This is a genomic window from Arcicella aurantiaca (assembly GCF_003148625.1).
Lineage (GTDB): Bacteria > Bacteroidota > Bacteroidia > Cytophagales > Spirosomataceae > Arcicella > Arcicella aurantiaca.
Genome location: NZ_QGGO01000003.1, coordinates 29601 through 49534 on the forward strand (window position 1 = coordinate 29601; position 19934 = coordinate 49534).

The 19934-nt window shown below is 35.2% G+C and carries 21 protein-coding genes; 7 read left to right on the forward strand and 14 right to left on the reverse strand.

The genetic code is table 11. From position 1 onward, the window contains the following. Positions 1 to 77 precede the first annotated feature (77 nt). The 3 genes from LV89_RS03375 (at position 78) to LV89_RS03385 (ending at position 4615) form a co-directional block, all read left to right on the forward strand. Positions 78 to 944, forward strand: a complete 867-nt coding sequence (locus LV89_RS03375) for an aldose 1-epimerase family protein (RefSeq protein WP_109741460.1) — start codon at positions 78 to 80, stop codon at positions 942 to 944. Positions 945 to 1016: 72 nt separating this feature from the next. Further along, on the forward strand, positions 1017 to 2102 hold the full coding sequence (locus LV89_RS03380) for an alpha/beta hydrolase family protein (protein WP_109741461.1): 1086 nt from the start codon (positions 1017 to 1019) through the stop codon (positions 2100 to 2102). Positions 2103 to 2341: 239 nt separating this feature from the next. Beyond that, a complete protein-coding gene (locus tag LV89_RS03385) occupies positions 2342 to 4615 on the forward strand; it encodes an NADP-dependent malic enzyme (RefSeq protein ID WP_109741462.1) in 2274 nt (757 codons plus the stop codon). A gap of 75 nt (positions 4616 to 4690) precedes the next feature. Here the strand turns inward: LV89_RS03385 and LV89_RS03390 are convergent, their stop codons facing one another. From LV89_RS03390 to LV89_RS03415, 6 genes are all read right to left on the reverse strand, one after another. After that, a complete protein-coding gene (locus LV89_RS03390; protein WP_109741463.1) occupies positions 4691 to 5701 on the reverse strand; it encodes a glycosyltransferase family 2 protein in 1011 nt (336 codons plus the stop codon). Between the two features lie 102 nt (positions 5702 to 5803). Further along, on the reverse strand, positions 5804 to 6922 hold the full coding sequence (locus LV89_RS03395) for a glycosyltransferase family 4 protein (RefSeq protein WP_109741464.1): 1119 nt from the start codon (positions 6920 to 6922) through the stop codon (positions 5804 to 5806). A gap of 20 nt (positions 6923 to 6942) precedes the next feature. Then, positions 6943 to 8280 carry an argininosuccinate lyase gene (gene argH, locus LV89_RS03400; RefSeq protein ID WP_109741465.1) on the reverse strand — a complete coding sequence of 446 codons (1338 nt, stop codon included), beginning with the start codon at positions 8278 to 8280 and terminating at the stop codon, positions 6943 to 6945. Positions 8281 to 8462: 182 nt separating this feature from the next. Next, positions 8463 to 9182: a DUF3800 domain-containing protein gene (locus LV89_RS03405; protein WP_109741466.1), complete on the reverse strand. Its 720-nt coding sequence runs from the start codon at positions 9180 to 9182 to the stop codon at positions 8463 to 8465. A gap of 99 nt (positions 9183 to 9281) precedes the next feature. Beyond that, entirely contained in the window at positions 9282 to 10361 is a 1080-nt protein-coding gene (locus tag LV89_RS03410; RefSeq protein ID WP_109741467.1) for a M20 family metallo-hydrolase, read from the reverse strand. A 50-nt stretch (positions 10362 to 10411) separates the two neighbouring features. Further along, positions 10412 to 11344: an ADP-ribosylglycohydrolase family protein gene (locus LV89_RS03415; protein WP_109741468.1), complete on the reverse strand. Its 933-nt coding sequence runs from the start codon at positions 11342 to 11344 to the stop codon at positions 10412 to 10414. An 80-nt stretch (positions 11345 to 11424) separates the two neighbouring features. Between LV89_RS03415 and LV89_RS03420 the strand changes: the two genes are divergently transcribed. Together LV89_RS03420 and LV89_RS03425 are read left to right on the forward strand one after the other, a co-directional pair. Continuing rightward, entirely contained in the window at positions 11425 to 11628 is a 204-nt protein-coding gene (locus LV89_RS03420) for a hypothetical protein (protein ID WP_146199066.1), read from the forward strand. Between the two features lie 3 nt (positions 11629 to 11631). After that, positions 11632 to 11955: a type II toxin-antitoxin system RelE/ParE family toxin gene (locus LV89_RS03425; protein WP_109741470.1), complete on the forward strand. Its 324-nt coding sequence runs from the start codon at positions 11632 to 11634 to the stop codon at positions 11953 to 11955. 98 nt (positions 11956 to 12053) lie between these two features. On the opposite strand, the gene argB is transcribed toward LV89_RS03425, so the two are convergent. Both argB and LV89_RS03435 read right to left on the reverse strand, forming a co-directional pair. Next, positions 12054 to 12833, reverse strand: a complete 780-nt coding sequence (gene argB, locus LV89_RS03430) for an acetylglutamate kinase (protein WP_109741471.1) — start codon at positions 12831 to 12833, stop codon at positions 12054 to 12056. Positions 12834 to 12919: 86 nt separating this feature from the next. Continuing rightward, positions 12920 to 13894, reverse strand: a complete 975-nt coding sequence (locus LV89_RS03435) for an N-acetylornithine carbamoyltransferase (RefSeq protein ID WP_109741472.1) — start codon at positions 13892 to 13894, stop codon at positions 12920 to 12922. Between the two features lie 289 nt (positions 13895 to 14183). Between LV89_RS03435 and LV89_RS03440 the strand changes: the two genes are divergently transcribed. Further along, positions 14184 to 14876, forward strand: a complete 693-nt coding sequence (locus LV89_RS03440; protein ID WP_109741473.1) for a hypothetical protein — start codon at positions 14184 to 14186, stop codon at positions 14874 to 14876. Between the two features lie 151 nt (positions 14877 to 15027). On the opposite strand, the gene LV89_RS03445 is transcribed toward LV89_RS03440, so the two are convergent. Continuing rightward, complete coding sequence (locus tag LV89_RS03445; protein ID WP_146199067.1) at positions 15028 to 15978, reverse strand: GNAT family N-acetyltransferase; 951 nt, start codon at positions 15976 to 15978, stop codon at positions 15028 to 15030. 78 nt (positions 15979 to 16056) lie between these two features. After that, the gene (locus LV89_RS03450) at positions 16057 to 16626 is read right to left on the reverse strand and encodes a hypothetical protein (protein ID WP_109741475.1); all 570 of its coding nucleotides are present in this window, start codon (positions 16624 to 16626) and stop codon (positions 16057 to 16059) included. A gap of 197 nt (positions 16627 to 16823) precedes the next feature. On the opposite strand from LV89_RS03450, the gene LV89_RS25475 reads away from it, so the two are divergent. Continuing rightward, positions 16824 to 16976, forward strand: coding sequence for a hypothetical protein (locus LV89_RS25475; RefSeq protein ID WP_170117749.1), 153 nt, complete (start codon positions 16824 to 16826; stop codon positions 16974 to 16976). Between the two features lie 51 nt (positions 16977 to 17027). Here the strand turns inward: LV89_RS25475 and LV89_RS03455 are convergent, their stop codons facing one another. The 4 genes from LV89_RS03455 to LV89_RS03470 form a co-directional block, all read right to left on the reverse strand. Further along, the gene (locus LV89_RS03455) at positions 17028 to 17324 is read right to left on the reverse strand and encodes a YtxH domain-containing protein (RefSeq protein ID WP_109741476.1); all 297 of its coding nucleotides are present in this window, start codon (positions 17322 to 17324) and stop codon (positions 17028 to 17030) included. Between the two features lie 11 nt (positions 17325 to 17335). Further along, positions 17336 to 17938, reverse strand: a complete 603-nt coding sequence (locus LV89_RS03460; protein WP_109741477.1) for a PDDEXK family nuclease — start codon at positions 17936 to 17938, stop codon at positions 17336 to 17338. A gap of 17 nt (positions 17939 to 17955) precedes the next feature. Next, on the reverse strand, positions 17956 to 18918 hold the full coding sequence (locus LV89_RS03465; RefSeq protein ID WP_109741478.1) for a YpdA family putative bacillithiol disulfide reductase: 963 nt from the start codon (positions 18916 to 18918) through the stop codon (positions 17956 to 17958). Between the two features lie 250 nt (positions 18919 to 19168). Further along, the gene (locus LV89_RS03470; RefSeq protein ID WP_158279500.1) at positions 19169 to 19873 is read right to left on the reverse strand and encodes a head GIN domain-containing protein; all 705 of its coding nucleotides are present in this window, start codon (positions 19871 to 19873) and stop codon (positions 19169 to 19171) included. Positions 19874 to 19934: the final 61 nt, after the last annotated feature.

Below are 19934 nucleotides of genomic sequence, written 5' to 3' on the forward strand. Positions count from 1 at the left end.
AATTCTAACGCCTAAATCCCAACCCCTACTTAGTATTTAAAATGTTGTACTTTTGAGGAAATGTAAATTGAATTCCTATGCAAACAATCAAAAATCAAATCCTCACTGTAAAAATTAATCCGAAAGGAGCAGAATTAATTAGCCTTTTCAATCATGAAAATCAAACAGAATATATGTGGAATGCCGACCCTATTTTTTGGGGCAAGTCGTCGCCTGTTTTGTTTCCAATTGTTGGCTCGTTGAAAAATAATGTTTATCGTTTTGAAGGGAAAGAATATACTTTGCCCCGTCATGGTTTTGCTCGTGATAAGGAGTTTATCGTGGAGTCATTTTTTGAAGATAGCATAACTTTTTTACTTACTCACGATGAAAATTCTCTACAAGTTTTTCCTTTCAAATTTGAGTTTCGGCTCATTTATACTTTAACCAATAATACACTTTCTGTGACTTATTCCGTCAAAAATATTGGAGAAGGTGAAATGTTTTTTTCTGTGGGTGGACATCCTGCTTTTGCTGTTCCAATGGCAGAAAATACCAACTATGAAAACTATTATTTAGCATTTAATAAAACGGAAACGTTCAAGCGTTGGGGACTTACCAATGATGGTTTGATTCAGACAAAACCATTTGATTTTATGGTAAATACCAACACGTTGCCATTAACAAAAGAACTTTTTTATGATGATGCAATCGTCTTTAAAAATATAGATTCTGATGCCGTTACTTTAAAATCGGATAAAGTAAATCAACAACTAAGATTTGATTTTGCAGGATTCCCGTTTTTAGGAATTTGGGCTGCTAAAAATGCCAATTTTGTTTGCATTGAGCCTTGGTGTGGCATTGCAGATTCTGCCAATCATAACCAAGAATTAACCGAGAAAGAAGGAATTATTTGCTTAATTCCCGACGAATTATTTGGTAGAACTTGGAGTGTTACAGTTTGAAATTCTTGAAAATTAGTAGGCTTACAACTACCATTTTTAATAGAAATATTCAACATAAATCCCTATTCAATCATGAAAAAAATATTGTTTACACTCACTACTTTTTGTTTGATATTTCAAGCAAAAGCACAGGATAAAAATTATACAGAAGAGGAAGTCAGTTATTGGAATACCGTTGATTCTGTGAAAATTGGCGGAACATTGTCTATTCCCAAAAGTGGCTCTAAATTCCCTGTGGTGCTATTTATCACGGGGTCGGGGCAACAAGACAGAGACGAAAGCATTTTAATCCACAAACCTTTTAAAGTCATTGCTGAATATCTTGCTGAGAAAGGAATTGCGTCGTTGAGAGTAGATGATAGAGGCATCGGAAAAACAACAGGCAATATGGCGAAATCCACAGGAAAGGATTTTGTGAAAGATATTTTGTCGGGAGTTGAATATCTGAAAAATCGAAACGAATTTGATGCAAAAAAAATCGGATTGATTGGGCATAGTGAAGGTGGCTGTCTTGCTCCCGAAGTAGCCGTCAAATCTGGGAATGTCGCATTTATCGTTTCGTTAGCTGGTGGAGGCGTTGATGGATTAAGTTTATTGAAGAAGCAAAATTTTGAAATTTATAAAGCTGCCAAAGTCGATACCAATGTAATACGTAAATATTTAGATACATTTTTTGAGCCATCCGTTCATGATATTTTAGAGGAAAAAGATAAAAAAGCAATGATTGCCAAAACGGTTTCGCACATGAGGCGTTTTAAAAATGAAGTAGGAGAGAAAGATTATAAAAACCTGTTGCCTGTGAGTCCGTATGATTCTGTTTTTGCCAAACAAGTGGTTGGACAAATTAATAATGTTTGGTTTCGAGATTTTCTAATTTCTAATCCTGCTGATAATTGGAAACAAGTAAAATGTCCTGTTTTGGCATTAAATGGCACAAAAGATTTACAAGTAGATGCTGATTTAAACTTAACAGGTATTGAACAAAGTTTGAAAATTGCTAAGAATCAGCAATACAAAATAGTTCGTTTGCCAAACCTTAATCATCTATTTCAATATACTGAAACTGGACGAGTTGCTGAGTATGGAAATCAAACTGATACACCCACAAAAGAGACTTTAGAAATTATCGAGAAATGGATTTTAGAGGTGATTAAATAAGGCATACTTATCAAAGCTCTATTACTTGATAATTTAAACTAATTCAGTACATTCTTAGCGATTTTTTCTTGTAAAAATGCCAATATGAGCAAATATGCTATAAAAGGGCTTTTGACCTATAAATCGTAAATAATTACGAAGAATTAAGATAAAACAGATATAAAATATGATTTTAATCGGTATCGTGTTGTACATTTGCAGGGTACAACTTTAGTAAACTTCTCGCAAATAAATACCCCATGAGCCAAAAACCAATCCGAAAACAGGACGCTTTAGACTATCATTCTAAAGGTCGCCCTGGAAAAATTGCCGTCATTTCCACCAAAGAAACTGAAACCCAACGTGACCTTTCTTTAGCGTATTCTCCGGGGGTGGCAGAGCCATGTTTGGAAATTGCCGCTAATAAAGAAAATGTTTATAAATACACTGCCAAAGGAAATTTAGTAGCTGTTATTTCTAACGGAACAGCCGTTTTAGGTTTAGGAAATATTGGTCCAGAAGCCTCAAAACCCGTAATGGAAGGGAAGGGCGTCTTATTCAAAATTTTTGCTGATATTGACGTTTTCGATATTGAATTAAACACTGAAGACCCAGAGGAGGTTATTCGTACTGTTAAGATTTTAGAGCCAACTTTTGGCGGTGTAAACTTAGAAGACATCAAATCGCCTGAGTGTTTTGAAATTGAAGAAAGACTTCGCAAAGACCTCAATATTCCCATTATGCACGACGACCAACACGGTACTGCTATCATTTCGGGAGCGGCTTTGTTGAACGCTTTGGAAATTGTTGATAAGAAAATCGAAGAATGCCGTTTTGTGGTATCGGGTGCGGGAGCAGCGGCGTTGTCTTGTATGAAATTGTATTTGGGACTTGGTGCTAAAGTTGAAAACCTTTTGATGTTTGATAAAGACGGTTTGGTCTCAAAAAGTCGTACCGATTTAAACAAATATGTTCAACCTTTTGCTTCCGACCGTACCGATATTCATTCACTTGCCGATGCAATGGTGGGTGCAGATGTATTTTTAGGTTTATCCGTTGGAAATATTGTTTCGCAAGATATGATTAAAACTATGGCAAAAGATGCCGTAGTTTTTGCCATGGCAAACCCAACGCCTGAGATTGCTTATGAAGATGCCGTAGCCGCTCGTGAAGATATTATCATGGCAACAGGACGTTCTGATTATCCAAACCAAGTGAATAACGTTTTAGGTTTTCCATATATTTTCAGAGGTGCGTTAGATGTTCGTGCCACAGAAATTGACGAAAATATGAAAATGGCTGCCGCTAAAGCCTTAGCTGAATTAGCCAAAAAGCCTGTTCCTGATATTGTGAATTTGGCTTATAATGAGAAAAACCTCACTTTCGGAAGAAATTATATTATTCCAAAGCCTGTTGACCCACGTCTTATTACAACGGTTGCTCCTGCGGTAGCACGTGCTGCAATGGAGTCAGGTTTAGCTCAAAGCCCAATTGCCGATTGGGACGCTTACGAATTAGAATTAAGCAAGCGTTTAGGACTTGACAATCAATTGATGAAATATATCGTCAATCGTGCAAAACGTTCTCCAAAACGTGTTGTTTTTGCAGATGCTGAAAATTTAAAGGTATTAAAAGCCGTTCAGCAGTCAAAAGACGAAAGAATTTGTATTCCGATTTTATTAGGAGATGTTCAAAAAATTAAGGGAATCATTGAAACTAATAACCTTGATTTATGTGATGTTGAAATTATTGATACTCGTTCTCCAGAAACCGCAGAACGTTTAAAACATTACGGAGATTTATTTTTTGAAAAAAGAAAACGTAAAGGCTATAACCATTACGAAGCCCACAAACAGATGCAGGTACGTAGCTATTTTGCCGCAATGATGGTAGAAACGGGCGATGCTGACTGTGTGATTTCTGGTTTGACTCGTAATTATCCAGATGCTATTCGTCCTGCTTTACAAATTATTGGTCGTGAAGATGGCGTGAAAAAAGTGTCAGGGATGTACATTCTTCTCACAAAGAAAGGACCGATTTTCTTCTCAGATACAACTATCAATTTCGACCCAACTGTTGAAGATATTGTAGAAATTACAGAATTGACGGCTAAAGCAGTGGAACAATTCAACTTAAAACCAAGAATTGCTCTATTGACTTATTCTAACTTTGGAACTGCCAATGGTGACGATGCCGTAAAAATGCGTGAAGCAACCGCAATTTTACAGAAAAAACACCCAGAAATGATTGTGGAAGGTGAAATGCAAGCTCACTTAGCCTTTGATAATGAGTTGATTAAAGAAAATTATCCATTCTCGAAATTGGCAGAAGAAGGAGCAAATACCCTTATTTTTCCAAATCTTTCGGCAGCAAATATTGCTTACAACTTATTGAAAGAAACTTCTGATATTGAATATATTGGACCAATCTTATTAGGATTACGCAAACCTGTACACGTTTTACAGTTGGGTTCGTCAGTTCGTGAAATTGTGAACATGGTGGCAATTGCCGTTGTAGAAGCACAAGGAAAATAAGAGGTCGTAGGTATGAGGTCGTAGATATGGGAGTATAATTTTATACCTCATACCTACGACCTCATACCTATTTAACTATTCAAACAAATCTCCTAATAAAGCTAAATAAACCCCGTACCAATCTGAACCTAAATGTTGGTAACGATGATAATTTCCTCTATAAAAATTTCTTAAAATAGGAAATATTCGCTTCCATCTATTTTCTTCTAAATTTCCTCTAACTTGATAATGCTCTACAATGATTTGCAAAGCTTTAGTCCTACTTTTTAGCTCTGGATAATTGTTGTGGATGTGATTAAGAAGATTTGTGTATAAAGACTCCTTTTCGAGAAATGGCTTTAATTTTTCTTGTCGTGGACGAGATATTCTTGATGAAACATGAATTTTTTCCCGTTCTCTTTCAACAATTCCTACCTGTTGATTATCATGTTGGCGATACAAAACCAAAGATTCGTTGATAAAACCAATTTGATTGGTCAAAGATGCCAATAAAGCAATCCAACCATCATGAATGAAATTTGGGTGAATATGTGTCGGAAAAGGAATCGCTTTTTTTGCGAACGATTTTCTCATAGCAACCGTACAGCCTGTTACTCTGTTACTAATTAAAAGAACATCTAAAGCTTTTCCTTTTTGCCAGAGTTCAATTTCTTCTTCCTTAAAATGAATTTTTTCCCACATCGTTAAATTCAGTGGTTGTAAATTTTCATCAACAAGAGCGGCATTTGAAAAAACAACGTCATGGTTTGCGTGTGTCTCTAAGTAATTTGCTAACTTCTCAATTTTGTTTGGAAGCCAAAAATCGTCTTGGTCAGAAAGGAAAATGAAATCAGAATTACATTTACTAATGGCATATTCAAAGTTTTTGACTGTACCAAGAGCAGGACTATTCTGATAAAATGTAATGGGTAATATCTCTGCAAATTGTTTAATTATTGCAACTGTATCATCTGAAGAGTCGTCGTCACAAATAATTATTTCGTTGGGTTTTAGCGTTTGGTCTTGAATACTTCGTAATTGTTCTCTAATAAATTTACCACCATTGTGAGTACACAAGGCAATCGAAATGGTTGAAATTGGTATCATGATGTTATCATTTTTAGTGGTTATCGAATGATTCTAAGCACGAGTGAAATTTATTTGAGAATGAAAATTTTAGGTTAACATGAATTTGATACTCGTCCATATTTATGGCAAAGTATCCATCAATTTTTCCCATTCAAGATACATTTTTGAAGAGTCAAAGTCTAATGCTCTTTGTCTCATCGTTTCTTTATTAATTTCAATTCGTCCTTCCATTAAATCAATCATCGAATTTACTAAATCTTCTACATTCCAACTTTCAACAATCTTACCCATTCCTTCACGCATAATATCAATTACACCTCCAGAGTTGAAAGTAATGATTGGTTTTCCCAAATAAGCAGCTTCTACATTTACCATGCCAAAGGTTTCTTCGTGAGATGGTAATAAAAAAGCATTTGCCAAATCGAAGTAATCATAATACTCCTCACTCAACGCTCCTGTTAGAAGCACATTATCACATTGATAATATGCTAATTCTTTCCTGAAATAATATTCTGAGGCACTACCCGTTTTACCACCCATCCAGATAAAATAGCATTTTTTGTCTTTTTCACGCATTAAACGAACAATTTGTGGAAGATAGTCGATACCTTTTCGATATATTAAACTTCCCGACATTGCCCATATATAAGCATCTGACGGAATATTTAGTTTCGATTTAATGATTTTTTTGTTCGACTCGGAAGGGCGGATACTTTGTAAGTCAACGAGTGGGTATAGAATTTTGATGTTGTTTGCCTCTAATATTTCAAGAGAATGTCTGCCTGCTTCTGATGAACACAAAGTCATTTCAGCTTTAAGCATAGGTTTTATATCCTTTTCAGCTAAAGATTCATAGAGTAAATAGGGCATTTCAGAAATATGAGAAATAATTTTTACCCCTAATTTTTCTGCAAGTTCTACAAAATGTCCCGAAAGATTGGTATTTAAGTACCAATAATCGGGTTTTAGTTCTTCGTGAATCTTGATAAGGTTTTTTTCATAAACCGAATACCCAAATTTCGTTAATAATTTCTTTGTTAATAGCGAAATGCCTGAACAATTAAATGGCGAAGTGTAATAGGGAATGTGAGAAGGTAAGTCATTTTTCAGACTACCAACCTTATCACTATAAACTGCTACTTGAAATTTATCAGTATTTAGATGCTTAAAAATGTTCCATATCAACATTTCAGAGCCTGTTCTACCCCCAAAAGGAGTGAAAAATAGTATTTTTTTCATTAAATTTTAGAACAGTTAAATTACTTTAACAAGTCTGAAATGGCTGTTTCTACTTTGTCAAAACCAAATCTACCAACCACTTCTTTCATCATAACAGTAATTTGGTCATTGCATAAATTACCAATACTTCCTTCGTGATTATGATTTAGATTTCTGTTTGGCGAATATGTACCTCCGTTGATTTCATGTCCAATTATTTTATAGGCTTCACGGAATGGAACACCTTGTAAAACCAATTCATTGACTCTTTCTACTGAAAATAATAAATCATATTTTGGGTCGTCCAAAATTCCATCTTTCACTTGAATATTTGAAAGCATGAAATAAGTCATGTCTAAGCAGTTTAAAATTTCATCGAAAGCGGGCATAAGCACTTCCTTCAAAATCTGCATTTCACGATGATAACCCGACGGAAGATTTCCCATAACTAATTGAATTTCATTGGGTAAGCCTTTCATTCTATTCGTTTTACCTCTCAATAATTCTGCCACATCTGGATTTTTTTTGTGAGGCATAATAGAACTTCCTGTCGTCATTTCATCGGGTAATTTGATGAAACCAAAGTTTTGAGAATTGTACAAACAAATGTCCATTGCCAAACGTGAAAGCGTCGAAGCAACCTGTGCAATGGCAGTTGTTGCAAACAATTCAGTTTTTCCACGAGACATTTGTGCATAAACAACATTATAATGAAGTTCTTGAAAACCAAGCAATTGCGTAGTCATTGTACGGTTCAATGGAAAAGAAGAACCATAACCCGCACCCGAACCCAATGGATTTTTATTGGCAATTTTATAAGCCGTTTGAAGCATCTCCATATCGTCCACAAGTCCTTCGGCATACGCTCCAAACCACAAACCAAAACTTGATGGCATTGCAATTTGCAGGTGTGTATAACCCGGCAAAAGCACGTCTTTGAACTTATCACTTAAAGAAATCAATAATTCAAATAGACGATTGGTTGCTTCTGCCACTTCTTGTAAACGAGAGCGTGTGAAAAGTTTTAAGTCCACCAAAACTTGGTCATTACGTGAACGCCCTGAGTGGATTTTTTTGCCTGCTTCGCCTAATTTTCGAGTCAAAAGTAGTTCTACTTGTGAGTGAACGTCTTCAATTCCTGCTTCAATTTCAAATTCTCCTGCTTGAATTGTGGCATAAATATTTTTGAGTTCTTGTTGAATTTCAACCAACTCAGAAGACTCTAAAAGACCAATGCTTTCTAACATTTGGGTATGAGCCAAAGAACCCAATACGTCAAATTGTGCAAGTAAAAGGTCAAATTCGGGGTCACGCCCGACGGTGAATTTTTCAATTTTTTCGTTTACCGAAACGTTATCTTTTTGCCAGAGTTTGCTCACGATTGATATTAAAATGTTTTGTTTTTATATTAAAATGTTTTGTTTTTTACATTATAATGTGTTGTTTTTACATTATAATGTATTATTTTTGTATCAGCTAAAGAGTTTATCGCTTCTATATCTCATCACGTGATGGGTGATACCAGTATTGGTACGAGGGCGACGGGATTTTTTAGCTTTTTTTATTGCTCTCCGTATAACTCTAAAATTGTCCCATATTTTTCTTTAAGTGCCTCAAAATATCTCTCTTCGCCTTTCAAAAGTTTTCTCTGTATAGCCCACATCAAATAATCAATAACACTTAATTCAGGCATATCTTCACTTGGAACAATCTCTAATGAATAGTTGATTTCTTGATTTTCACCAGATTTAATTGCATCAGCTTTTAAGGCTTTTGCTACTGCTTCACTAAATCTATTCATCGAATTATTACCTCTTTGTGATAAAAAGAGTCTATAATGTGTATTGCAATCAATTAATTTATTTTCTAACAAATGATGTAACACATCAAAATAAAATTCGGAAGGATTGTTATTATGTTTGCGATTGAATATAGATAAATCTTTTCGAGCAATGACTATATGTGCTTTATAATCAGGTAATTGTCTTAATAATTCAATGAATTTAATTCTGATTTCGGGATGATCTACACGTGCATGAACATACCAAGCCTTTTTTGTATTTATTGACGGAATAGTGTTATAAAGAACATCAGATTTGATAGAATCCATAAACTCTACAACTTTTTTGCGTAGTTTTTTTCTATTGGGTGTCTCAATCATTCCAATAATCAGATATGGTTGAAAGCCTACCGTACCAACCAATAATCTTTTCCCAGAACCATAGAAAGTGGGGTCTCCACTTTCATCTATAAAAATATACTTTGTAGGTGTATTTGTCATGTAGTCTTATGGTTATTTTTACAAAGATACCCATATAGGAAGACATATAAAAAAAACCACTAAAAAGTGGTTTAAAATGTTTTATCGAATACCATGAGTTTATGAAGCAATTATTACTTTACCCAACATTTTGATGTACAAATCAATTCCTTCTTCAATTTCAGAAAGATAAATAAATTCATCGGCAGTATGAGAACGTTCTGAATGCCCAGGTCCCATTTTAAGTGATTGACAATCTAAAACGGCTTGGTCTGACGTGGTTGGTGAGCCATACGTTTTTCTACCCATCGCCAAACCTGCTTGAACAATGGGATGCTCCAACGGAATTGATGAAGGTTTTAAACGTATAGAACGGGCATGAGCGTCTGATTCAATATTTTGTTGAATAGTTGCCAAAGTTTCTTCCAAAGTATATTGCTCTGTCACTCGGCAGTCAATCGTGAAAGTACACGTATCGGGTACAACGTTATGTTGTTTTCCCGCATTGATAATGGTCACCGACATTTTCATTTTGCCTAAAACTGGCGAAACCTTCGGGAATTCATAATTCTGAATCCAATTAATATCTCTGATAGCTTTATAAATGGCATTATCTCCTTCTTCACGTGCGGCGTGTCCAGCTACGCCATGAGCAGTACAATCAACCACCATCAAACCTTTTTCGGCAATGGCTAAGTGCATTTCAGTTGGTTCGCCCACGATGGCAAACGAGATTTCGGGCAAATCATTTTCTTTCAAAAGCAATTCTAATCCATTTTTTCCCGAAATCTCCTCTTCTGCTGATGCCACGAAAAGAACATTGAAAGTCAGGTCTGAACGATGATAGAAATAACAGAAAGTTGCCAATAAACTCACCAAACAACCGCCTGCATCGTTGCTGCCCAAACCATAAAGTATTCCATCTTTTACCAATGGTTCAAACGGATTTAATGTCCAAGAAGGATTGGGTTTTACAGTATCGTGATGTGAGTTTAATAAAACAGTTGGGAGTTCGTGATTGAAGTGTTTATTCTTTGCCCAAATATTATTGATTTTTCTACGGAAAGGCATATTTCTCTCTCTAAAAAACTCTTCGAGAATATCGCCTGTAAGATTTTCTTCACGACTAAAAGACTGTGTAGCAATGAGTTGCTTTAAAAGAACAATTGCGTCCTGCGTGAGTTGTTGTTGTAATGTCATTTTTTCGTAGGGGTTGGGTGTTAGGTTTTAGGGGTTAGTTTACTGAGATTTTACCTAAAACCTAATTCCTGAAACCTATCACCTAATTCATCTATATCTTCTTTTTTTACCAAAGTATTTACCCATTCTTCAGGAATTTGCTCGAAACCGTAAAATAGTCCAGCCAAACCTCCTGTTACAGACCCAATTGTATCGGCATCATCGCCTAAATTTACTGCTTTCAAAACGGCATCTTTAAAATTATCCGTTGTCAAGAAAGCCCATAAACTGGCTTCAAGCGTGTGGAGAATGTAACCCGAAGAATAAATGTCTTCTTGTGGAATTCTTGAAATATCGTCGAACAAAATTCGGTTATATAATTCTATTTCAGAAGTTTTAATATTAATTAAATGTAAATAATCACGAACGATGTTCTGTGTTTCGGCGTAAGCATCACATTTGTCCTTGTTTTTCAAGAGGTTAATGACAAATTCTACGGCAAAAAAACACCCAATAATTGAACGAATATGTGAGTGTGTAACCGAAGAAACTTCTTTCACAATTCTAAAACGTTCGTCGATTGGTTTATTTTGAAGGTAAACAGCTAAGGGTAAAATACGCATTAAAGAGCCATTTCCGTTGGAATAATCGTCGCATTCGCCTGATGATGAGGCAGGTACACCTTTGGCAAGTTTGTCCATAGCATTACGAGTAGCAACGCCCATATCAAAAATTTCTCCGTGTGGAGTCCACTGATTATATTGATACCAATGGCAAAAACGATTGGCTAATTTTTGTACATCGTAACCTTCAATCAATTGTTCAACCAAAAGCATCGACATCGCCGTATCGTCTGACCACGTACCTGCGGGCTGATGATGCGTACCATACGCACGCATACACGTTACGGGATTTGCCTGTAAGTGTTTACGACTCATAAACTCAACGGGTACGCCCAATGCGTCGCCGATTGCTATGCCAAAAAGGAGTCCTTTGGTGTGCATTTGTGGGTTGGTTATTTTTGGGTAATATTTCTACAAAAATAAATAAAATGCTTAGATTTGTGGAATTAAACAACACGATTATGACAACAGCGAGAGCATATTTTGAAATCTATAAATCTTTGCCCGTTTCAGTAAAGAGTAAGGTCTTTTCTATGATTATTAAAGAAGAAAGTCCTTTGTTATCTGAAATAGAAAATAGTCTTATCGATGTTCAGCAAATGAAGAAAGGATTGAAACCTAAAAGAAACGTTAAAGATTTAATTGCCAGTCTTCGTAATGAATAATGTATCTACTCAGATGCTTTTGAATCAAAATTAAAACGTTTTGCTAAGAAATTTCCTTCAATTTTAGATGAAATAGAGGAATTAGCAGAACAATTGGAAGAAGATGCTCATTTAGGTACTTCTCTTGGTTCAGGACTTTACAAAATTCGTTTATCAGTTGAAAGCAAAGGCAGCGGTAAAAGTGGCGGATTCAGAGTCATTACTTACATTGTTTATCAAGAACCTGAATCAAGTGATGTTTACCTACTTACGATGTACGACAAATCGGAGGATAGTTCCTTCAAAAAAGAGTCTTTGGTGAAACTTGTTAAAAAGATAATCAGATAATCTTCGTCCCAGCCGTACCCTTGATGCCGTCGTCTGTGTCTTCACAGACGACCAAAGTAGTTGTCTGTGAAGACACAGACAACGGCAAGGGGATATAACTAAACAATCTTAGTCCCAGCCGTCCCCTCATTTACTGCTAATCTCACCTCCGCCGCATGGCAAATGGTTACTTGCGAAACCCCTTCTGAAATGGCTTTAAAAGCATTATCCAATTTCGGAATCATGCCTGTATGAATAGCTCCGTCTGTTTTTAATTGCTCGTAATAAGGTTTTTGTAGTTCTGGGATTACCGAATTATCATCGTCCACATCAGTCAAAACACCTTTTTTCTCGAAACAATAAACCAAATTTACCTCATAATCTTTTGCCATCGCTACGGCTATGGCTTGGGCTTGGGTGTCGGCATTGGTATTGAGCATATTTCCTTCTTTATCGAAGGTCAAAGGAGCAAAAATAGGTACAAGATTTTGCTTTAAAAGACTGTCAATGAAAGCGTTATTTACTTTTTCAATATCGCCTACAAAACCGTAGTCAATTTCTTTGACAGGACGTTTTTTAGATAAAATTACGCCTGCATCCGCACCCGTTAAACCGATGGTATTTACGCCTCTACTTTGTAATTGAGCCACTAAGGTTTTATTTACCAAACCGCCATAAACCATCGTAACCACGTCCAACATGGCTTTATCGGTGATTCTTCTGCCTTCCACCATGACGGTTTCAACGTCTAATTTTACGGCAACTTGCGTGGCAATTTTTCCTCCACCATGAACCAAAATTTTCGGAGAAGGTATTTGTGCAAAATCGTTAAGGAAATTCTCTCTAAGAGTTGGATTATCAACAACGTTTCCGCCAATTTTTATAATAGTTAATTTCATATTAGGGGTTAGGGTTTAGGGGTTGGGGATTAGGGACAAAAGCTAAATACTCACTTTGCTAACCCCTAAAACCTAATCCCTAAAACCTAAAATAAATAAGGGCTTTCTTCTCTGATTATTTTTAATAAAATCTGCTTCAAAACCACTTGGGCTGCCCAAACACGGTTTCCTGCTTGTTGAATTACAACCGAATTTGGCGAGTCTAAAACGGCATCATCAACCACTACGTTTCTACGAACTGGCAAACAGTGCATAAATTTGGCATTATCGGTCAATGCCATTTTTTCTGTCGTAATCTTCCAAGATGGGTCTTGACTCAAAATTTTACCATATTCATTGTATGACGACCAGTTTTTGGCATAAATAAAATCTGCATCTTTAAATGCTTCCTCTTGATTATGCGTTACTTTGGCGTTCCCTGCAAATTCTGGTGCGAGTTCATAACCTTCTGGGTGTGTAATGACAAAGTCAACGTCGGCAGCGTTCATCCATTCAGCAAATGAATTTGGAACGGCTTGTGGAAGTGCTTTTACGTGTGGAGCCCACGAAAGAACTACTTTCGGACGTGGTTTGGTTTTCAATTCTTCAATGGTGATTAAATCCGTTAAAGATTGTAATGGGTGACGAGTTGCCGATTCTAAACTGACAATCGGGCGACCTGTATGTTTTACAAATTGATTTAATACATTTTCAGAATAGTCTTCTTCACGGTCAAGAAGTCCGGGAAAACTACGAATACCCACGATGTCACAATATTGTCCAACAACTGGAGCCGCTTCTCTGATATGTTCAGCTTTGTTGCCGTCCATAATAGCACCATCTTCAAATTCCAAGCCCCAACCGTCTTGCCCAACGTTCATGACAATAAGTTCAAGTCCTAAATTTTGAGCAGCTCTTTGTGTACTCAAACGTGTACGAAGACTGGAGTTGAAAAATAATAACCCCATGGTTCGGTTTTTCCCGATGTGCTTATCAGCATAAGGAGTTTTTTTATATAATAAGGCCTCTTTTACTAAAGCCTGAACATCAATAGCATCTTTGACAGATAGAAAGTGTTGCATGGAAATTTATTAAGTCTGTTAGTCGTGGGTCGTAAGTTTGTAAGTCATAAGTATTTTGTAGATAAGTTAAAAATGGACTATTCAAAACCCATTGTTCTATACTTACGCCTTATGTCTTAACGTCTTATGACTTATTTCCCACAAAGTTAATCCAAATGTTAAAATATTGCATTATTTTGTTAAAACTGTTAAGAGGTGTTAAAATTGAAAATGGTGTTAGAATAATAAAGTACATGATTGCGTAATAGAGTGGAAGAATATTTTTTCACTAAACTCTTTTAATAAAATCATGCAAAATCTACGTAAACCTTTTATCATACGCTTGGCGTATTTAACTATGGCAATTGTTTGCACCAATTATGTTTCAATTTTGGCTCAGGACGAGCAAAAAGCTTTTAAAGAAGGGGATAAAACTCTTTCGGTGGGAGTTGGAGGAGGAATGGGTTCTTTGGGTTATTCTCAAGTTACCCCTTCTATATCATTTGATTATGGACTTCCCGGTACACGTGGAATTGTAAGTTTGGGTGGTTTTTTTAGCTATTCACAAGTAAAAAATCCTTACGGAAGCAGTTATCCAAGTTATAATAATACGGATAGTCTCTATACAATTTATAAAAATGTAGGCGACCAAAGGAAACAAACAATTACTGCGGGACTTCGCTTTGGTTTACATTATGCTACTCGTAAATGGGATTTGTACGCAGGTGCGATGATTGGTTATCAAAAAACATTTGTTGACGAGTATTCAAATACAGTTGAACAGTATAAAGGTTCTCCTTCTACCATTCCACCATTTTACGGAATTTTACCTACCGATGCAAAGCTAATTAATAAGGGGACTGTTACTCAACAAGGGTACAATGTGGGACAGATGATTTTTAGTCCATACGTTGGAACAAAATATTATGTTACGAAGAAGGTTTCTCTCAACTTGGAAGTTGGGCAATATACTGGTAATGTTGGTATAGGGTTCAAATTCTAAACAAAAAATTAGGCGAACCTCACAAAGGCTCGCCTAAAAATATCACTAACACACCAAAATATAATTAAGTATTCTGATAAGAACACAAAATGTATTTCTTAGTTATAGAACGATAACTTTTGCAAAAAGTCACACCAAATAGAAAAAAAACTTAAATTTTTCTGAAATATGTTTTCTTTTCAGATAATTGTCCGCCTAAACTTCTTTTAAATCTTGCTAAACCTTCATTTAAAATTCCCTTATCTGTGGCAATCCCTAAATCTAAAATTTTATAACTTTCCTTTTGTGCGTATTTGTAAATACTTGACAATAAGGATATTGTTGGACTTATTTTTAAATAGTCTTCATGGTCAGCTAAGTAAAAAGTATATATAATGTCTGAATTAATTTTAATGGTAACGCCAATGGCTATTAATACATCAATATCATAAACTGAGAATATTTGGAAATTATCAGGGAATTTATGGAAGTGTTCTGTCAATTGTTCCAAAGTCATCGTCATCGGACGGTTTTTTCGTAATCGAGAATTAGCAATGAAAGCATGAATTGTTAAGAAATCAGGATTTAGTTCTTTGTTGAAGATTAAACCATTTCTTATTGATTTTTTAAGTAATTGCTTGGCTCTTGGAGAAACAATAGTATCTAAAAAAGATTTTTCGGCAATATCAATTTCGTAATTATGTTCTGTATATTTTATTTGGAAATGTAATTTCTGAAGGCAGTTTTCAAGAATATATTTTTGTTGTACCGATAAATATTTTTCAGGATATGAATTGATATGGATTTCAGAAATATTTTTTGAAATAAGAAAAGATACAACTTGTTCTAAGAATTGATGTAAAGAAATTTCAGAAAGAGATTCACTAAATTCTATTCCTCCAAAAGTTGCTCTGAGAGGAGAGTAGGCAATTTTATTGTTGATAATTACGCTAAACCGTGCCTCAATCGTTTGAGAATTAATATTTTGCCAATAAAAAGTAAATAAAGTATCTCCGCCTTGATGTTCTAAATGTTGAATCTCATTAAAGAAATATTCCTGAAAATTAAAAGAATTATCAGGAACAGGATGAGCATTTTCGGAGATAATTAATTGATATTTCATGAGTTGATTCATAAAAATAAAAGGATTCCAAAATTAGTTTGAAATCCTTTTATTGTCCCTTTCTAAATGTTTTATTTTCTAAGGAATGTATATTTGGAGTCCTGCTTGTAGTGCAAATACTCCAATTGAAGGACCCATTAAATTGGAGGTTGCTCCATACGGAATACCTCCTAATGAATAGCTATTTCCATAGGTTGCTATCATGTCAATACTAACATTTTTGCTTAGAAAATTAGCTAATCCAGCACCTAAATTATAACCAGCACTTCCTCCATTGGTATTAACTGTAACTTCTCCCAATAAAAAAGGCATAGCAGGTTTGTTATTATTGAAATAATAGCGAGCCATTGGTCCAAGAATTGCAGCTCCTGTATTTGATGAGTTTACATAAGTTATTTTACCACCAATCGCAATATTGGGAGTAACCATATTTGCAGCCGAAATTGAACCTAAAAAGAGTCCATTTGAATACGATTGACTTGCGTATTTGGTTGAAACATTGATATAAGAAAGATTGCCACCTAATAACCAAGTCCCTTTCTCAAGATATGTGTTTTCATCTTTTTGAGGGGATTCTTTAGCTTGACCATTAGAAATAATAGGAGTGACGAAAAGGCATAAAGCCACGAAGATTTGTTTTTTAAACATGGTATGAGAGTTTAAGATGTAAGAAAACTTTAATTGAGGATATTTATAGAGTAGGGACAATAGGTAAAGTTTTCAGAAGGCAAGATATAATTTCTTACTTAGCAGTTGTACTTTTGTAGTATAAAATGCTAAAATAGATTTATCAAAAGGTAAACCTTATTCTAATAATTTGTGTTAGAAAAAATAAAAGCAAAGATTTGGAAACTCAACAACCTCCTCAAAATAAAATTATAGCATGGCTCAAGCGACTTGGTTGGGCTGGTTTTTTCTTTTTCTTGATAAAAGGCGTAACACTTTATATTGTTTTGCCATATCTAATTGCAAAAGGTGTAATTAGTTGTGATAAATAAGGTTTTAGGTTTAAGAAGTGGAAAAGCTATCTTAAACCTAAAACCTTACCACTACTTCACTTCTTCAGCACCCGTTGTAGGTTTTATTCCTCCCATTAAATCCTGTAAAAACTTCTCAATATCAGGGAATTGCTCTTTTAAAGCTGCGGCACCTTCCGTTTTTAATTTCTCAAAATATTCTGGTGCTTTATCAATAGCACCTTCTGCTTCAGTTTTCAATTGAGACGCTTTATCTTTCAAATCAGCAAGCGTTTTTTCGCCTTCTTCTGTTTGTAAATATTTGTTGAGGGCAACGCCTGCGGCTGCACCCAAAAGAAATGTTGCAATGTGTTTTGCGTTTACTGACATGGTTTTATGGTTTAAAAATTAACTCCTGATTTTTCTAAATATTGTGAAATATTAAACTTAATTCCATCTATAATTTCAATGTCTTTCGACCAATCTATTAATAGCCAATCTTTGCCTTGTTCTGCCACAATAACCTTTTTTGAAGCCGATAAAACCCAAATAACTTTCTCAACTCCCCAAGATAATAAACGGTCAGTTTTTTGATAAATATAGGTTTGTTCCGTAAAATCAGTGGTATCAATACTGACATCAATTTCAATGTCTATTTTGGGAGGAACATCTAAATAATGAGTGTCAATCTTAGAAATAGGCAATTTGTTTTGCTCATAAATCATCACATCTCCCGAAAGGTTATTGTTTACATCAAGGTGCATTCCACCCTCTCCAGTAAATACAAAATACTGATTTTCATCTAATTGGCGAATTAATAAGTATGAAAAATAGCGTAAAATAAAAACCTGTAATCCACTTGCACCCATAATACTTTCTAATGTTTTTTCTTTCCGTAAAACTGCTTTATAGCCTTTATAATAGATAGGAATACCGTTCAATATCTCTTTGATGAGATAGGCAGGTACTTTCCGAGGAACTTTTCTTTGTGCGGTACTTGTCATAATATTGCGTGTAAATTTTATTGTGAATTTACGATTTTTTCAATGATTTTCACGGCATGGATTCTTGAATTTTCAATAAATAATGAGTGCGTATTCATCCCTCCACATATTACACCCGCAAGGAAAATGTTAGGTAAATTAGTCTCTTGCGTTTCATCATCGTAAGTCGGTTTCATAATTTCATCGGCTGATAGAGTGATGCCTATTTTACGTAAAAAATTGAGGTTTGGCTGATAACCTGTCATGGCAATTACGTAATCATTTTCTATCGTAACAATTCCTTCTGGTGTTTTTATATCTATTTCATTTTCACGGATTTCTGCTACTTCTGAATGATAATATGCTTTAATTGAACCTTCTAAAATACGATTTTCAATATCTGGTTTTGCCCAATATTTTACTCTGTTTCCAATCCCCGCATCACGAATAATCATCGTAACTTCAGCACCTTTTCTCCACGTTTCAAGAGCGGCATCTACGGCTGAATTATTCGCTCCCACAACTACCACTTTTTGCAAAGCATAAAAATGCGGTTCTTCATAATAATGGGTTACTTTTGGAAGGTTTTCGCCTTCAACATTCATTAAGTACGGAATGTCATAAAAACCTGTGGCAATTACGATATTTTTGGTTTCGTAGGATGCTTTTTTGGTATGAATGGTGTAAATGCCGTCTGATTTGGGCGAAATATTATCTACTTCTTCAAACAACTTCATGTTTAATTTACGGTGCAAAGCCACTCGACGATAATATTCTAAAGCTTCTGAACGAGTGGGTTTTGCGTTATTCGATACAAAGGGAACGTCGCCAATTTCAAGACGGTCTGACGTACTGAAAAAAGTCATGTTTGCTGGATAATTATACAGCGAATTGACCAAGCATCCTTTTTCTAAAATCAAATAATTAAGTCCTGCTGTTTGAGCTTCAAGTCCACACGCCAAGCCAATTGGACCACCACCGATGATAATTAAGTCGTACATTTTTTGAGGTAGGACAGTTTTCTAAACTGTCTTTTAGGATTTATCAACAGCTTGGGAAGCTGTTCTACTAACAAAGAAACGCAAAAAAAATCCCATCAGGTTCATTTCTGATGGGATTTTTCTATTTGAACTTGGATTTGCTTGATTAAGAGATTTTAAGATTTTACTTTGTTTAAACCTGGATTGTAGAAACTTATGATATCTGAATAACCCTAAAATCCTCTAATCAAATAAATCTAAGTTCAGACAATTACTCACTTTTTACCGAACTCGCTCCAGAAACATCTGATTTTACAGAGGGTTGCCCACGATAACGAAGAGAAGATGCACCGCTGGCTTCAACGGTCAATGTTTTTGACGCATTTACTTTTACAGAACTTGCTCCCGAAAGGTCAGCATCAATGTCACGAGCAACAAAATTGTAACAGTTTACATTACTTGCTCCTGACACATCATAATTCATTTTTGAAGTATTGCCGTTCATTTTGATTGACGACGCTCCCGAGCAATCTAAATTTACTTTATCAGCTTTAATGTTAATTTCTGAGTTAGAAGCTCCTGAGAATTTTAAAGAAACTTCTTCTAAATCATTAAATCCTGAGATTTTAGATTTTGTAGCACCCGAAAAATCTACCATTTTAAGCGTTGGCATAACAATGGTGAAAGTAACTCTTTTACGATTTTTGTTCCAACCCCAGCCTGTGCTACTGCGGTATTTTGCGATGAGTGTTCCACCACTAATTTTAACTTCTAAGTCTTCAAGGTCTTCTGCACGCTCAGCATCTACTGCTACTTTATAACTTGAACCCTGTGTTACATCAATCTGAAATGCGTTTGACATATCTAATTTGTCGAACCCTTTTAACGAATAATCTTTTCTGTTTTGAGCAACTAATAAATTTGTAACGAATAATAAAGTTACAAGAGCAAATAAATTTCGGAGGTTGAGTTTCATTTTCATATTGTTTTAGTTTATTTATCAGATGCAAGTTTAGAGATTAAGGTTGCATTAGGTT

Excerpts from the sequence above, each read along its gene's own strand:
- LV89_RS03460 (WP_109741477.1), bottom strand. The coding sequence starts at position 17,938 with ATGACAAGTACCGCACAAAGAAAAGTTCCTCGGAAAGTACCTGCCTAT.
- LV89_RS03455 (WP_109741476.1), bottom strand. The coding sequence starts at position 17,324 with ATGTCAGTAAACGCAAAACACATTGCAACATTTCTTTTGGGTGCAGCC.
- LV89_RS03440 (WP_109741473.1), top strand. The coding sequence starts at position 14,184 with ATGCAAAATCTACGTAAACCTTTTATCATACGCTTGGCGTATTTAACT.
- LV89_RS03415 (WP_109741468.1), bottom strand. The coding sequence starts at position 11,344 with ATGCACACCAAAGGACTCCTTTTTGGCATAGCAATCGGCGACGCATTG.
- LV89_RS03395 (WP_109741464.1), bottom strand. The coding sequence starts at position 6,922 with ATGAAAAAAATACTATTTTTCACTCCTTTTGGGGGTAGAACAGGCTCT.
- LV89_RS03445 (WP_146199067.1), bottom strand. The coding sequence starts at position 15,978 with ATGAAATATCAATTAATTATCTCCGAAAATGCTCATCCTGTTCCTGAT.
- LV89_RS03435 (WP_109741472.1), bottom strand. The coding sequence starts at position 13,894 with ATGCAACACTTTCTATCTGTCAAAGATGCTATTGATGTTCAGGCTTTA.
- argB (WP_109741471.1), bottom strand. The coding sequence starts at position 12,833 with ATGAAATTAACTATTATAAAAATTGGCGGAAACGTTGTTGATAATCCA.
- LV89_RS03390 (WP_109741463.1), bottom strand. The coding sequence starts at position 5,701 with ATGATACCAATTTCAACCATTTCGATTGCCTTGTGTACTCACAATGGT.
- LV89_RS03380 (WP_109741461.1), top strand. The coding sequence starts at position 1,017 with ATGAAAAAAATATTGTTTACACTCACTACTTTTTGTTTGATATTTCAA.
- LV89_RS03405 (WP_109741466.1), bottom strand. The coding sequence starts at position 9,182 with ATGACAAATACACCTACAAAGTATATTTTTATAGATGAAAGTGGAGAC.
- LV89_RS03470 (WP_158279500.1), bottom strand. The coding sequence starts at position 19,873 with ATGAAACTCAACCTCCGAAATTTATTTGCTCTTGTAACTTTATTATTC.
- LV89_RS03375 (WP_109741460.1), top strand. The coding sequence starts at position 78 with ATGCAAACAATCAAAAATCAAATCCTCACTGTAAAAATTAATCCGAAA.
- LV89_RS03410 (WP_109741467.1), bottom strand. The coding sequence starts at position 10,361 with ATGACATTACAACAACAACTCACGCAGGACGCAATTGTTCTTTTAAAG.
- LV89_RS03385 (WP_109741462.1), top strand. The coding sequence starts at position 2,342 with ATGAGCCAAAAACCAATCCGAAAACAGGACGCTTTAGACTATCATTCT.
- LV89_RS03450 (WP_109741475.1), bottom strand. The coding sequence starts at position 16,626 with ATGTTTAAAAAACAAATCTTCGTGGCTTTATGCCTTTTCGTCACTCCT.
- LV89_RS03420 (WP_146199066.1), top strand. The coding sequence starts at position 11,425 with ATGACAACAGCGAGAGCATATTTTGAAATCTATAAATCTTTGCCCGTT.
- LV89_RS03465 (WP_109741478.1), bottom strand. The coding sequence starts at position 18,918 with ATGTACGACTTAATTATCATCGGTGGTGGTCCAATTGGCTTGGCGTGT.